We start from the raw sequence: 14,268 nt of genomic DNA, 5'->3' as shown, positions 1-14,268 counted from the left end.
ATTTGACACCTGATTGAGCAGACGGGGCTGCGGCGGCGCGAGTACCGCGCGGCCCCGATCTGTGTGAGAGAGAGGGAGTGAGCGAGGGTTGTGCCAGTACGACATTGAAATGACCCACATCACCAAACAGTACCCCCTGGTGCTCGCCGTCGACGACGTGAGCTTCCGGGTCCGTCGGGGCGAGGTCCACGCCCTGGTGGGAGAAAACGGGGCGGGCAAGACCACCCTGATGAAGATCCTTTACGGCATGACCTCCAAAAACGGGGGGGAGATCGCCATCGGCGGCAAGCCGGTCAACTTCAAAAAGCCGGGCGACGCCATCGCCGCCGGCATCGGCATGGTCCACCAGCACTTTCAGCTGACCCCGGTGCTCACGGTGGCCGAAAACGTGGTGGTGGGGGAGGAGCGCCAGTCCTGGTGGAACTTCAACCGCAAAAAGGCCATCGCCGCGGTCAACGAGATCATCCGTGAATACGGCTTCAAGATCGACGCCGGCAAGCGGGTGGGGGACCTTTCGGTGGGGGAGCAGCAGCGGGTGGAGATCATCAAGGCCCTCTACCGGGGGGCGCAGATCCTCATCCTCGACGAGCCCACCGCCGTCCTCACCCCGCAGGAGGTGGACGAGCTCTTCAAGGTCATCGACCGGATGCGCTCGCTGGGCAAGACGGTCATCATCATCACCCACAAGCTCAAAGAGGCCATCGCCATCTCCGACGCCGCGTCGGTGATGCGCGACGGGAAGATGGTCAAGGCCGACGTCCCCATCGCCGAGTGCTCCACCGACCTGCTGGCCAAGTGGATGGTGGGGCGGGACATCGAGCTGGACAGCACCCGCCGTGCCCAGCAGTTCGGCGAGACGGTGCTGGAGGTCAAAGACCTCTGCTGTTCCGACCGGCACGGCCCGGTGCTCAAGAACATCGACCTGCGCATCCGCGCCGGCGAGATTTTGGGCATCGCCGGGGTCGAGGGCAACGGCCAGACCGAGCTCATCGAGGCCCTCACCGGCCTGCGCACCCCCGAGAGCGGCCAGGTGCTGCTGCGGGGCGAACCCCTGACCGGCGGCCCCCTGCACTTTCTGCAAAAGGGGGTGGGCCACGTCCCTGAGGACCGGCTGGCCCGGGGCCTCATCAAGGACCTGAACATCCGCGAGAACCTGATTTTGGGCTACCAGTGGAGCGACCGCTTCGCCGGGCGCTTCTTCCTCAAGATGAACGACATCACCGAGTTCTCCCGCAAGGTCATCAAAGACTACCGCATCAAGGCCCCCAGCGAGAAGGCCCTCATCAGCGCCCTCTCCGGCGGCAACCAGCAAAAGGTCATCATCGGCCGGGTGTTTGAAGAAAACCCCCAGGTCATCATCGTCGCCCAGCCCACCCGCGGGGTGGACATCGGCGCCATGGAGTACATCCACGAGGTGCTTTTAAACCTGCGGGACGCGGGGGCCGCCATCCTCCTCATCTCGGCGGATCTGGACGAGGTGCGCCGCCTGTCGGACACCCTGGCCGTCCTCTACGAGGGGGAGATCGTCACCGAGACCCCGGCGGACACCCTCAGCGAACAGGAGATCGGCATGTACATGCTCAGCGGCAAAATGGACGGAGAGGAGGTGCTGGCAGATGGGAAAACCGCTTAACAAGTCAAAGTTGGCCCACTCGGCCAACACGGCCATCCAGTCGGTGGGGGCCCTGCTCATCGCCCTGATTTTGGGGGCGGTCATCCTGCTGCTCACCGGCGCCAACCCCCTGGGGGCCTACGGGGCCATCCTCAAGGGCTCGGTGGGGAGTATGTCGGCCTTCATCAACACCCTGATCCAGACCACCCCCCTGATGTTCACCGGCCTCTCCTACCTCTTTGCGGCAAAGGCGGGGCTGGTCAACCTGGGGATGGAGGGGCAGATGCTCTTTGGGGCCATGGGCGCGGCGGTGGCCGGCGCCTGGGACCTGGGGCTGCCCAAGTTCGTCCACCTCCCCCTGGCCATCCTGGTGGGGGTGCTCGCCGGCGGGCTCTACGGCCTGATCGCCGGGCTGCTAAAGGCCAAGTTCGGGGCCAACGAGTACATCGTCACCCTGATGCTCAACTACGTGGCCACCCTCCTCATGAGCTACCTTGCAAACGGCCCCCTGCGGCCCGAGGGCGAGATCAACGTGGCCACCGCCCCGGTGCTGGAGACCGCCCAGTTCACCAAGCTGGTGAAAAACCGGGGCCTGACGGCGGCCCTTTTCATCGCCGTCACCCTCTCGGTGCTGGTGCACTTCTTCCTCGACCGCACCAAGCCCGGCTATGAGATCCGGGCGGTGGGCCGGGGGCGGCTGGCCTCCGAGACGGCGGGGATCAACATCGCCCGCACCACCATGCTCACCATGTTCATCAGCGGCGGCCTGGCGGCCATGGCCGGGGTCAGCATGGTGCTGGGGGTCAACGGCCGCTACATCGAGGGCTTCTCCCCCGGATACGGCTTCAACGGCATCGCCGTCTCCTCCCTGGCCTCCGGCAACCCCCTGATGGTGGGGGTCTCGGCCCTGGTCTTCGGCGCCCTGCGCGCCGGGGCCATGGTGCTGAACATGACCCAGCGCATCCGCCCCGAATTCGCGGACATGATCCAGGCGCTGGTGGTCATCTTCGTGGCCATGCCCGCCCTCTTCCAGGTCGTTAAGACCCGCTCCAAGAAACCGGAAACCGAGCCCGCCAAGGCGGCAGAGAAAAAGGAGGCGAATTGACCATGGGATTTAGTGTAGTCTCTCTCATCGTCTCCACCCTGCGGATGTCCATCCCCCTGCTCATCGCCGGGATGGGCGCGGTCTACGCCTCCCGCAGCGGGATGATGGCCATGGGGGTGGAGAGCATGATGCTCTTCGGCGCCTTCGGCGGCGTCTTTACCTCCTACTTCACCGGCAACGTGCTGCTGGGCTTTCTCACCGGTATGGTCTGCGGCGCGGCCGTGGGGCTCCTCTTCGGGCTGCTCACCGTCCGCTTCCGGCTCAACCAGGTCATCGCCGGGGTGGGGCTCAACCTCTTCATGGGGGCCATCACCACCGTGCTGATGGAGGTGGTCTGGAAATCCAGCGGCAACTCCCCCCAGGTGGCCAGCCTCACCCAGGCGGTGCGGGTGCCCCTCCTGGCGGACATCCCGGTGGTGGGGACCATCTTCTCCTCCCTCTCCATCAACTTCTACATCGCCCTGGTGCTGCTGGTCATCACCCAGTACGTGGTCTTTCACACCCCCTTCGGCCTGCGGCTGCGGATGGTGGGCGAAAACCCCACCGCCGCCAACACCCTGGGCATCCCGGTGCGGGGGTACAAGTACACCGCCATGCTCATCTGCGGCGGCTGTGCCGGGCTGGCGGGGGCCTACCTCTCGCTGGACCAGCTGAACATGTTCGTACAGGAGATGACCGCCGGGCGGGGCTTCATCGTCCTGGTGATGATGGCCCTGGGCAAGTACACCCCGGTGGGTACCGTCCTCGCCGCCCTCCTCTTCGGCTTTGCCGACGCGCTGCAGATCAACTTGCAGCAGGCCTTCGACGTCCCCTCCCAACTGGTGCAGATGATGCCCTATATCGTCACCATCCTGGTGCTGACCTTCGGCATCAAGCACGTCAAGGGCCCTGCCGGCACCGGCAAGCTGCCCGAAGAATAGAGAACATCCACCCCACACCTGCAAAGGAGCGTGTTTTACAATGGCCTATCTCACCGATTTTATGGAGTGGATCACCGAACTGACCGACATCGAAACCACCAGCTGCCAGTACCCCGACCTGGCGGTCCTCCCCGACGGCCGCCTGGCCGCCTGCTGGCAGCGCTACCACAACAAGCACGACGACATCGTGGCCGCCTTCCTCTCCCGCAAGGGGGAGATCCTCTCCCAGGCGGTGGTCTCGGGGGAGGGGCAGGCCTTCCGCCCCCGGCTCTACGTCCTCAACGGGACGGTCTGGATCATCTGGTCCGAGTCCGCCGCCGGCAACTGGAAGCTGCTGGCCCGCGCCTTCGGCGAGGAGCTGGGGGAGCCCATCCTCCTCTCCCGCTCCAGCGGCGCCTTCTACCCCTCGGTCACCGACGACGGCCAAAACCTCTACGTGGCCTGGTGCGAGCAGCAGCACGGCGACAGCCACATCTGCTGCCTGCGCTTTGACGGCAGCGCCGCCGCCGAGACCTGGCGGGTCTCCTCCAGCGAGCAGGCCTACCGCCCGGCCGTGGCCTTTGGCGGCGACGGGGTGCTCTACCTGGCCTACGACGTCTTTGACGGCAGCCAGTACCTGCAGGTCGCCCGGGCCTACGCCGGCGGCGCCTGGGGGGAGGAGGCGGTGATCTCCAACGCCCCCGACTGGGCCTCCGACGCCACCGCCGTGGCCACCGACAGCGGGGCCACCGTGGTCTGGCACGGGGTCGGCCCCAAGGGGGAGACCAACTACTACACCTGTGACCTGACCCTGGTGGGCGGCAGGATCGCCGCCGACTGCCGGCAGCTCTCCCACATGCGGGTCTGGTTTGCCTCCGCCTCCCTCTGCCGCAACCGCAAGGGCACCCAGCTGCTGGCCCAGGCCCTGAGCATGCGCTGCTTCCTCATGCGCTGGCGGCAGGAGGACGGCAGCTGGTCGGTGCCGGTGGCCATGGTGCGGGACGAGGCCTCCAACTGCCCGATCCGCCCCCGCACCTGCGTGGATGAGGAGGACAACATCTTCATCCTCTACCAGCACTCGGCGGGCAACGGCCACCAGGAGCGCTACTCCTCCATCAAGTTCCTCTCCGCCACCCTGGCGGAGCTGCAGGGCCACGACGACAGCGACATCGAAAAGGTGATCGACAACTTCACCAAACCCATCCCCGGCGACAAGGCCCTCGACCGCATCGACGAGGGCGAGAAGCGCCGCTGGCTGGACGAGAACGGCTACCTGGGGCTGGACCTGAAGTTCGGCGACATCCACGGCCAGAGCGGGATGTCCGACGCCTCGGGCCAGATCGATCAGTACTACAACTACGCCAAGGCCGTGCCCAAGCTGGACTTCACCGCCCTCACCGACCACGACATGTTCCCCGATGTCATCACCGAGTCGGAGTGGGAGTACATGCGCACCTCGGCCAACGAGTTCAACAAGGACGGCGAGCTCACCACCCTGCTGGCCTACGAGTGGACCTCCAACGAGCTGCACTACGACTTCGGCCACAAAAACGTCTACTACCGCACCGGCGAGGGGGAGCTCTTCCGCGCCTGTGACCCCGAGGGGATGACCCCCGACCGGCTCTTTGCCAGCATCAAAAAGTACGGGGCCCTCTGCATCCCCCACCACCCGGCCGCCATCTGGTCGGCCGTCAGCGCCGCCACCGACTGGGCCTTCCACGACCCCGAGGTGCAGCGGGCGGTGGAGATCTTCTCCCGCCACGCCCCCTTTGAAAAGGACGGCACCGAGTCCATCTACACCAAGAACAACCCCCGCCAGAAGGGCAAGTACGTGCAGGACGCCCTGGCCCGCGGCTACCGGCTGGGCTTCACCGCCGGCAGCGACTCCCACCAGCTCGAGCACGGGGTGGAGGGGGGCATCGTGGCTGCCTTCGTCCCCGGCCTCACCCGCGAGACCCTCTTTGACGCCATCTACAACCGCTTCACCTACGCCACCACCGGCGCGGGCATCCTCCTCTCCTGCAAGGTGAACGGCGCCCGTATGGGCAGCGAGATCACCGCCCTGCCCGGCGGCAAGGCCACCCTCGAGGTGGACGTGCTGGGCACCGGGGAGCTGGAGCGGGTCGAGGTGGTCAAGGACAACGGGGAGGTCTACACCCCCGCCGTCTCGGGCAACCGCTGCCGCTTCACCTGGGCCGACGAGGACCTGACCTCCGGCACCCACTTCTACTACCTGCGCGTCACCCAGAAAGACCAGCACCAGGCCTGGAGCTCCCCCATCTGGGTGGACGTCCAGTAAGCCCTTCCCCTTTTTCAGGCGGCCCCATCGCCACGGGGCCGCCGCCCCGCCCGGGAGCGGGGGATCCCCGCATGGCAGCCTCCTCTTTCCTGGGGAGCCGGCCGGCCCTGCAGCCCTTGCTGCGGGACCGGCCGGCTTTCTTTTTCGGCCCCTGTCTGGGAGGGATTTCCCCCCCTTTCAACATCTGGAAAGGGGGGCGTGGCAATTCTTACATCTTTCTGAAATCGGCCTTGAAAACTCGCCAAATTCCGCGTCGCTGTGGGGTGAGAAATTGGGGGGTACTGTCAAACTTCCGCCCGTTTCGACAAGAACGGTTGACCGCCGGTCAGCAAAGGTCTATGATTGATGGTGTTATACAAAGCAAACTCTGTAAATTGGGTCATCTATACAAAATTTTCGGACGGGGGGAGGGATGGCGATGAGTGTGGCAGAGGTCCCGCGGGACCAAAAGCGCGCCCGCATCGAGGAGGCGGCCACCGCCCTTTTTCTGCAAAAGGGGGTGGCCCAGACCAGCGTCGGCGAGATCGCCCGGGCCGCCTGTGTGGCCAAGGGCACCTTTTACCTCTACTTCAAGGACAAGCAGGCCCTGGTGGACAAGGTGGTGGCCGAAAAGGGGGGCGAGACCCTCTGCCGGGCCATCGAGCGCACCCGCCGCGCCGGCTGTGCCGACCGCCCCGCCGCGGCCGCCCGCTTCTGCGAGTGCCTCATCGACTTTTACGCCGAAAATCCGCCGGTCCTCCGCTTTATCGCCAGGGGCGGGCAGGGGACCTGTCTGCTCCACGGGGAGCTGCTGGACCCGCTGGAAGGGCTTTTGTCCCTGCCGGGGGAGAGCGAGGAGCAGTCGCGCAACCGGCTCACGGTGATGCTGGACTTTTTGATCACCGCCTGTTACCGCTCCATCATCGAGGGGCAGCCGGCCTCCATCGAGGTCATCAAACCCCTTCTTTTGCAGACGGTGGCCGGCATATACAGATAGTGGGATCTTGCGCCCCGACGGGGCCGAACCGAGAAAATAGGGGAAAGGCAGAAAAAAGGAGAACGGGATGAGCTACAAACTGGGACTGGACGTGGGCTCCACCACCATCAAGGCGGTGGTCCTGGACGACCGAGACGAAATCGTATACAAGAGCTATGAGCGCCACCTCTCCCGGGTGCGGGAACTGGCGCTGCAAAAGATAGAGGAGCTGGGCGAACTGCTGCGGGGCCACCGGGTCAAGGTGGCGGTCACCGGTTCGGCCGGCCTGGGGGTCGCCAAGGAGAGCGGCCTCGACTTCGTGCAGGAGGTGTACGCCACCGCCGGCGCGGTCAAGCGCTTTGTCCCCCAGACCGACGTGGTCATCGAGCTGGGCGGGGAGGACGCGAAGATCATCTTTTTGAAGGGCGCTTTAGAGGAGCGGATGAACTCCACCTGTGCCGGGGGCACCGGCGCCTTCATCGACCAGATGGCCACCCTCCTGGACGTGGACCTGGCCACCCTTGACGAATTGAGCCTGCGCCACAAAAAGATCTACCCCATCGCCTCCCGCTGCGGGGTGTTTGCCAAGACCGACATCCAGCCCCTCATCAACCAGGGGGCCGACAAGGAAAACATCGCCGCCAGCATCTTTCAGGCGGTGGTGGACCAGACCATCGCCGGGCTGGCCCAGGGCCGCGCCATCGAGGGGAATGTCCTCTTTTTGGGCGGGCCCCTCTCCTTCCTCAAGGGGCTGCAGGCCCGCTTCATCGAGACGTTGGAGCTGGACGAGCGCTCGGCCAACTTCCACCCCCTGGCCCCCTACTTCGTGGCCCTGGGGGCCGCCTGTTACGCCGGCGGCCTCAACGAGGAGCACGACTATGAGGAGCTGCTCGGCACCTTCCGCCACGTCCTCGAGATCACCCACGCCCCCCAGGGGCTTGCCCCCCTCTTTCGCGACCGGGCGGAGTACGACCAGTTTTGCGCCCGCCACGCCCAGAACGACGTCCCCCAGCGACCGCTGGCGGATTACAGCGGCCCGGCCTGGCTGGGGGTCGACGCCGGCAGCACCACCACCAAGATGGTGCTCATCGACGGGGCGTGCAACATCCTGTACAGCCACTACGTCAACAACCTGGGCAACCCCATCTCCGCCGTCAAGGAGCAGTTGGAGCAGATCAGGGCCCAGTCGGGGGAGCGGGTGAAGATCGTCGGCAGCGCCGTCACCGGCTACGGGGAGGACCTGATCAAAAGCGCCTTCCACCTGGACTTCGGCCTGGTGGAGACCATGGCCCACTTCACCGCGGCCAAGCACTTTCAGCCCCAGGTGGACTTCATTATCGACATCGGCGGGCAGGACATGAAGTGCTTTCAAATCAAGGACAACGCCATCGACAACATCGTCCTCAACGAAGCCTGCTCCTCGGGCTGCGGCTCCTTCATCGAGACCTTTGCCAAGTCCCTGGGCTACCCCATCGACGAGTTCGCCAAGCTGGGCCTCCTGGCCGAGCACCCGGTGGACCTGGGCACCCGCTGCACCGTGTTCATGAACTCCTCGGTCAAGCAGGCCCAGAAAAACGGGGCCACGGTGGGGGACATCTCCGCCGGGCTGGCCGTCAGCGTGGTGAAAAACGCCCTCTACAAGGTCATTCGCGCCCGCAGTGCCGACGACATCGGCAAGAACGTGGTGGTGCAGGGCGGCACCTTCCTCAACGATTCGGTGCTGCGCAGCTTTGAGATGGAGCTGGGCCACCCGGTGGTGCGCCCGGCCATCGCCGGGCTGATGGGCGCCTTTGGCGCGGCCCTCTACGCCCGCTCCCTCCAGCCGGAGGGGGAGAGCCGGGTCCTCACCGCCGCCGAACTGGCGGCCTTCACCCACCAGTCCAAGGCGGTCAACTGCGGGCTCTGCACCAACCACTGCAACCTGACGGTCAACACCTTTGGCGACGGCTCCCGCCACATCGCCGGCAACCGCTGCGAGCGCCCGGTGACCGGCAAGGCCGGGGGCGGCGAGCTGCCCGACATGGTGGAGTGGAAGTACGAAAAGCTCACCCATCTGCCCAGCGAGCCGGGCCCCCGGGGGGACATCGGCCTGCCCCTGGCCCTGAACATGTACGAAAACCTGCCCTTCTGGCACGCCTTCTTCACCGAACTGGGCTTCCGGGTGGTGGTGTCGGGCCGCTCCAGCAAGGCCGTCTACCTCAAGGGGCAGAACACCATCCCCTCCGACACCGTCTGCTACCCGGCCAAGCTGGTGCACGGCCACATCAAGCTGCTGCTGGAGCAGGGGGTGCAGACCATCTTCTACCCCTGTTTGAGCTACAACTTCAACGAGGAGATCTCCGACAACTGCTACAACTGCCCGGTGGTGGCCTACTACCCCGAGGTGGTCAAGGGCAACATGGACCTGGAGGGCTGCCAGTTCATCTACCCCTACATCAGCCTCAACGACCGCAAGGTCTTTGAGAAGAAGATCACCGGCTACTTAAACGAGTACGGCTTTGCCCTGCGCCGGGGCGAGGTGTCCCGCGCCGCCGAGCGGGCCTACCAGGCCTACGCCGACTACCGCCGCGAGGTGAAGGAGGAGGGGGCGCGCGCCCTGGCCTACGCCAAGGAGCACGGCTGCAAGACGGTGATCCTGGCCGGGCGGCCCTACCACATCGACCCGGAAATAGGCCACGGCATCAACAAGCTGCTGCGCTCGCTGGGGTTTGTGGTGGTCACCGAGGACGGGGTCTCCTGGATGACAGGGTATGAAAAGCGCACCGTCCTCAACCAGTGGACCTACCACGCCAGAATGTACAACGCCGCCCGCTATGCGGGGCAGGCCGAGAACACCGAGCTCATCCAGTTGGTGAGTTTCGGCTGCGGCCTCGACGCCATCACCACCGACGAGATGCGCGACATCCTCCGCGGGTGCGGCAAGATATACACCCAAATCAAAATCGACGAAGTAGACAACCTGGGCGCCATCAAAATTCGCATTCGCAGCCTGTTGGCGGCCATGGAGGAAAGGGAGAGACAGCAACATGCCGCCAATTGAAAAACCCCCCGTCTTTACGCCGGAGATGCGCGAAAACTACACCATCCTCATCCCCGGCATGCTGCCCATCCACTTTCGGATGCTCGAAAAGATCCTCATCAGAAATGGCTACAAGGTGAAGATCCTCACCACCATCGGCCGCCAAATCGTGGATGAGGGGCTCAAAAACGTTCACAACGACACCTGTTACCCCGCGCTGCTGGTCATCGGCCAGTTGATTTCCGCCCTCAAGAGCGGCGCGTACGACCCCCACAAGACCGCCCTCCTCATCACCCAGACCGGGGGCGGGTGCCGGGCGTCCAACTACCTTTCGCTGCTGCGCAAGGCCCTGCGCCAGTCGGGTTACGGCTATGTGCCGGTGATCTCGCTGAACTTCTCCAACCTGGAAAAGCAGCCCGGTTTCACCTTCACCCCCGGCATGCTGGTGCAGGCCATGTACGCCATCATCTACGGCGACATGCTCATGTGGCTGAAAAACCAGTGCAAGCCCTACGAGATCATCAAGGGCAGCACCGACGCGGTGGTGGAGCGCTGGACCGACGCCCTCTGCGAGCAGTTTGAGTCAAAGGCCTTTTTGCAGGTGCAGAAAAACTACCGGGCCATCCTGGACGACTTCTCCGCCATTCAGCGCCACCGGGAGAAGAAGATCAAGGTGGGGATCGTCGGCGAAATTTATATGAAGTACGCCCCCCTGGGCAACAACAACCTGGAGCAGTTTCTCATCGACGAGGGGGCCGAGCCGGTCCTCTCCGGGCTGCTGGACTTCTGCATGTACTGCATCCAAAACAACATCATCGACAACGACCTCTACGGCAAGGCCTTCAAGCACCGGGCGGTCAACGCCTTTTTGCTGCGCTACTTCCAGCGCTGGCAGAACAAGATGATCCGGGCCATCGCCAAACACGGCGAGTTCCGGGCCCCCACCAGCTTCAGCGAACTCAAACACCTGGTGGACGGGGTCATCGGCACCGGCGCCAAGATGGGGGAGGGGTGGCTGCTCACCAGCGAGATGGTGGAGCACATCCACAGCGGGGTGGACAACATCGTCTGCACCCAGCCCCTGTTCTGCCTGCCCAACCACATCGTCGCCAAGGGGATGATGCGCAAAATCAAGGACCGCTACCCCCAGGCCAACATCGTGGCGGTAGACTACGACCCCAGCGCCACCTCGGTCAACCAGGAAAACCGCCTCAAGCTGATGCTCTCCAACGCCCGGCTGGCCGAGGAGTTCGGCCTCTCGTCCGAGGGGGAGAAGGCCCCGGCCGCGCCGGAGGGGGAGACCCAGCGGGAGACAGTCACCCTTTAGCAGGGACCCAATCCAATAAAAAGGCGGCGAGTGAAGATGGTCACCACCCTTTGCACCTGGTTTTTATACCTGGTTTTTTACAGCTTTGTGGGCTGGCTCTGCGAGACGGTCTACTGCTCCATCGGCCAGCGCAAGCTGGCGGACAGGGGCTTTCTCAACGGGCCGGTCTGCCCCATCTACGGCTTTGGGGCCCTGGGCGTCGTGCTGCTGCTGCGGCCGGTGCAGCAGAGCCCGGTGGCGGTCTTTGTGCTGGGGATGGTGCTCACCAGCGCCCTGGAATACCTGACCAGCTATGTGATGGAGAAGCTCTTCTCCGCCAAGTGGTGGGACTACTCGGCGCGCCGGTTCAACCTGAACGGCCGGGTCTGTCTGCGCAACTCCCTCCTCTTCGGGGTGATGGCGGTGGCCATGCTCTACCTGCTGCACCCGGCGGTGGAGCGGCTGTTTGACCGCATCCCCCCCTGGGCCAAGCTGACGGTCACCCTGGTGCTGCTGGCGGTCTTTGCCGCCGACCTGATCGTGTCGGTCCGCGCCGCCCTGGGCATCAACCGGCAGTTGCAGGCCCTCAACGCCCTGGCCGAGGAGATGAAGGCACGGCTGGACGCCGCCGGCTGGTACAACGGCGAGGGGATCAAGGCCCGCCTCGACCGGCTGCTGGAGGAGGCCCACTCCGCCAAGGCCGACGACGCCCGCCTGCGGGTGAGGGAGCTGCTGCAAAAGTACAGGGAGGAGTCCCAGCGCCACCGCCTCTTTCAGCGGCGGCTGACCAAGGCCTTCCCCAACATGCGCTCCACCCGCTATGAGAGCCACCTGCAGCAGATCAAGGAGAGCCTGCGCGCCCACCGCTCGACCTGGGAGAGCTGGCTGGAAGGGCTGCAGCAGCGCACCGAAGAGGGCGCCCAGCGCCTCAAGGAGGACATTGAAAAGCGGGTCTCCGCCCACCGGGACGACGACTAGAGAGAGAAAAGAGGGCCCCCGGCCAATTTGGCCGGGGGCCCTCTCTTGTGTGCGGACAGGGGTCACTGGGGGGTGTAGGTCCCGCCGCCGGGGCTGCGGATGACAGCGCTGTTTAGATAGAGGAAGAGGCTGTCGCCGCACTCGTTTGCGTTGAAAGTGAGGTCGATGTGCCCCTTGCCCAGATGGGATTGGCTGTCATCGAAGAAGCAGGCGTAGTAGGGGGCCCCGTCTTCCGGCAACTTGCCCTCCTCCCCCAGGTCAAAGGCGCAGAGGCTGCGGATGTCGCCGTAGGGGGTGTCGGTGGAGAGGGTCACCTGGATATGGCCCGTGTCGTTCTGCTGGATCTGCTCTACCGTCACCGGCACGCCGCAGAGGTCAAAGGTCTTGTTCACCGTGGCCGCCTTTCCCTCGGCGGGGATCGCGATCTCCAGGCAGTCCTCTTTGGTGGGCAGCTCCTCGGGGGAGCGGGACGGCATTTCCCGGCCGATGTACAGGTCGAGGCTGTTGAAGGAGAATGTGTGGACGCGCGCCCCCTCGGCCAGCGGCTCTTCGGGCCGGTAGAGGAAGGCGCCGTCGTCCCCGATCAGGGGGCGGGCGTAGGCCGTGCTGTCCACTCGGTTGCCCTCGCTGTCCTCCACCGAGAACCAGGTGATGCCAAAGTTTACCGAGCAGGTTTCCGCCGACAGCCCCTTGACAGTCGGGATCAGGGCAATGGCGTCCCCCTTTTCGGTCAACTGCATCAGTTGGAAGGAGAGCTTGTCGCTCCCCTCGTAGGAGATCTCCTCGGCGCTCACGGCGACGGCGGGCTGCAGGGCGGTGCGCAACCGGCTGTCCCCAATTTGCAGGGCGATCTCGTCCGCCTCTCCCTCCACCTTGCAGGAGAAGGCAAAGGAGACGGTGAAGTTTGTCAGCGCGTCCTCCTCCCCGGACCGGTGGGGACTGGAGGCCCCCAGGTGTTCCGGCAGGTAGGTGAGGGGGTAAGATGTTTCCCCGACTTGCAGGGTGGCCTTGAGGGTGGTCAGGTACTGGTTCCAGACGTCCTCCGCCCCCTCGCTGAGTTCGGCTTTTACCTCTCTGGACGGCAGGTGTTCCAGGGAGAGCCAGAGGGTGCCGTCCTCCTTCTGCACCGCCTGGAGCAGCCGGTAGGTGCCGCCGCTGCCGTCGGGCGCCTCCACCGGGTCGACGCAGAGGCGGTAGCTTGCCGGCGGGGTCTCCATCACCCAGCTCTCGCCGGAGACAAAGTAGCGGTAGGCCCGCTGCGCAAAGGCCACCACGCTCTGGTAGTTGACGGCCCCCAACAGCAGCACAAAGGCGGCGGCAACGGCCGCGCCCCTGCGCCAGACCCGCCGCCGGGGCGGCTTTGCGTCAAACAGGCTGCCGCTGACGGCGAGGAGGGTCTCCTCGTCCAGCAGGTCGGCCAGCCGTCTGTCAAATCTCTCTTCATTCATGGGTGTGCTCCCCCTCTCGTTCCTCCAACAGTGGTTTCAGTTTGTCCCGCAGCCGCGATACCCGGGTGGTGACGGCGTTCTGGCTGATGCCGAAGAAACGGGCCATCTCCCGGGTGGAGTAGCCGTAGACAAAGCGCATGGCAAACAGCTGCTTCTCCGGCTCGTTCAGGGCCAGCACCGCCCCGTTCAGCCGCTCGCGCAGTTCCAGCGAGGCGGCCCAGTCGGGGGCGGACGGCCCCTCCGGCGCGGCCACCGGCACCTCGTCCCTGCGGGCGGCAAGGCGGCCCAGCGCCTGGCTGCGGGCGATGAGGGCCACATAGCTCTTCATGCTGCCCCGGCTGCTGTCGTACTTTTCGGGCGCGCGCAGGACCCGGGCCATGGCGTCGCTGGCCACCTCTTCGGCGTCCCTGGCGTCCTTTAGGATGCGCAGGGCCACCGTGTAGGCCAGGCGCTGGTACTGCCGGAAAAAGCGCTGGTGCTGCTGGGCCTGCTCGCACAGGGCTTGACTGGTATCCATCTCGCAGGGCCCTCCTTCTGTTTTTTTGTTTTAAAAAGGCCTTTTCACCCAATAGTACCGCCGGGAGAGGGGGATCGTTACGGCGGCGCTGTATTTTTTTGCAGAAAAGGGGGCGAGGGCAAGGGTGAGG

General features: G+C 65.0%; 10 protein-coding genes. 8 read left to right on the top strand and 2 right to left on the bottom strand.

The features are described from left to right. Positions 1-88 precede the first annotated feature (88 nt). The 8 genes from GT748_RS01575 to GT748_RS01540 all read left to right on the top strand — a co-directional run bounded on the left by GT748_RS01575 (position 89) and on the right by GT748_RS01540 (position 12,173). A complete protein-coding gene (locus GT748_RS01575; RefSeq protein WP_243147934.1) occupies positions 89-1,633 on the top strand; it encodes an ABC transporter ATP-binding protein in 1,545 nt (514 codons plus the stop codon). Further along, on the top strand, positions 1,617-2,717 hold the full coding sequence (locus GT748_RS01570; protein ID WP_021658360.1) for an ABC transporter permease: 1,101 nt from the start codon (positions 1,617-1,619) through the stop codon (positions 2,715-2,717). The genes GT748_RS01575 and GT748_RS01570 overlap by 17 nt, the downstream gene beginning before the upstream one ends. Before the next feature lie 2 nt (positions 2,718-2,719). Beyond that, positions 2,720-3,637, top strand: coding sequence for an ABC transporter permease (locus tag GT748_RS01565; RefSeq protein ID WP_021658361.1), 918 nt, complete (start codon positions 2,720-2,722; stop codon positions 3,635-3,637). A gap of 40 nt (positions 3,638-3,677) precedes the next feature. After that, complete coding sequence (locus GT748_RS01560; RefSeq protein ID WP_161213286.1) at positions 3,678-5,915, top strand: CehA/McbA family metallohydrolase; 2,238 nt, start codon at positions 3,678-3,680, stop codon at positions 5,913-5,915. A 418-nt stretch (positions 5,916-6,333) separates the two neighbouring features. Next, positions 6,334-6,891, top strand: a complete 558-nt coding sequence (locus GT748_RS15650) for a TetR/AcrR family transcriptional regulator (protein ID WP_052537591.1) — start codon at positions 6,334-6,336, stop codon at positions 6,889-6,891. Positions 6,892-6,958: 67 nt separating this feature from the next. Beyond that, positions 6,959-9,910, top strand: coding sequence for an acyl-CoA dehydratase activase-related protein (locus tag GT748_RS01550; protein WP_021658365.1), 2,952 nt, complete (start codon positions 6,959-6,961; stop codon positions 9,908-9,910). Beyond that, entirely contained in the window at positions 9,897-11,216 is a 1,320-nt protein-coding gene (locus GT748_RS01545) for a 2-hydroxyacyl-CoA dehydratase (protein WP_021658366.1), read from the top strand. The genes GT748_RS01550 and GT748_RS01545 overlap by 14 nt, the downstream gene beginning before the upstream one ends. A 36-nt stretch (positions 11,217-11,252) precedes the next feature. After that, complete coding sequence (locus GT748_RS01540; RefSeq protein ID WP_161213287.1) at positions 11,253-12,173, top strand: putative ABC transporter permease; 921 nt, start codon at positions 11,253-11,255, stop codon at positions 12,171-12,173. 62 nt (positions 12,174-12,235) lie between these two features. Here the strand turns inward: GT748_RS01540 and GT748_RS01535 are convergent, their stop codons facing one another. Further along, positions 12,236-13,621, bottom strand: coding sequence for a hypothetical protein (locus GT748_RS01535; RefSeq protein WP_021658368.1), 1,386 nt, complete (start codon positions 13,619-13,621; stop codon positions 12,236-12,238). Beyond that, positions 13,614-14,138 (bottom strand): RNA polymerase sigma factor, encoded by a 525-nt coding sequence (locus GT748_RS01530; protein WP_021658369.1) that lies wholly within the window; start codon positions 14,136-14,138, stop codon positions 13,614-13,616. Before GT748_RS01530 ends, GT748_RS01535 begins: the two co-directional genes overlap by 8 nt. Between the last annotated feature and the right edge of the window lie 130 nt (positions 14,139-14,268).

The organism is Bittarella massiliensis (ex Durand et al. 2017) (assembly GCF_009876955.1).
Lineage (GTDB): Bacteria > Bacillota > Clostridia > Oscillospirales > Ruminococcaceae > Bittarella > Bittarella massiliensis.
This window is presented reverse-complemented; position numbering and strand designations above follow the sequence as displayed.

Excerpts from the sequence above, each read along its gene's own strand:
- GT748_RS01530 (WP_021658369.1), bottom strand. The coding sequence starts at position 14,138 with ATGGATACCAGTCAAGCCCTGTGCGAGCAGGCCCAGCAGCACCAGCGC.
- GT748_RS01535 (WP_021658368.1), bottom strand. The coding sequence starts at position 13,621 with ATGAATGAAGAGAGATTTGACAGACGGCTGGCCGACCTGCTGGACGAG.
- GT748_RS15650 (WP_052537591.1), top strand. The coding sequence starts at position 6,334 with ATGAGTGTGGCAGAGGTCCCGCGGGACCAAAAGCGCGCCCGCATCGAG.
- GT748_RS01545 (WP_021658366.1), top strand. The coding sequence starts at position 9,897 with ATGCCGCCAATTGAAAAACCCCCCGTCTTTACGCCGGAGATGCGCGAA.
- GT748_RS01540 (WP_161213287.1), top strand. The coding sequence starts at position 11,253 with ATGGTCACCACCCTTTGCACCTGGTTTTTATACCTGGTTTTTTACAGC.
- GT748_RS01565 (WP_021658361.1), top strand. The coding sequence starts at position 2,720 with ATGGGATTTAGTGTAGTCTCTCTCATCGTCTCCACCCTGCGGATGTCC.
- GT748_RS01560 (WP_161213286.1), top strand. The coding sequence starts at position 3,678 with ATGGCCTATCTCACCGATTTTATGGAGTGGATCACCGAACTGACCGAC.
- GT748_RS01570 (WP_021658360.1), top strand. The coding sequence starts at position 1,617 with ATGGGAAAACCGCTTAACAAGTCAAAGTTGGCCCACTCGGCCAACACG.
- GT748_RS01550 (WP_021658365.1), top strand. The coding sequence starts at position 6,959 with ATGAGCTACAAACTGGGACTGGACGTGGGCTCCACCACCATCAAGGCG.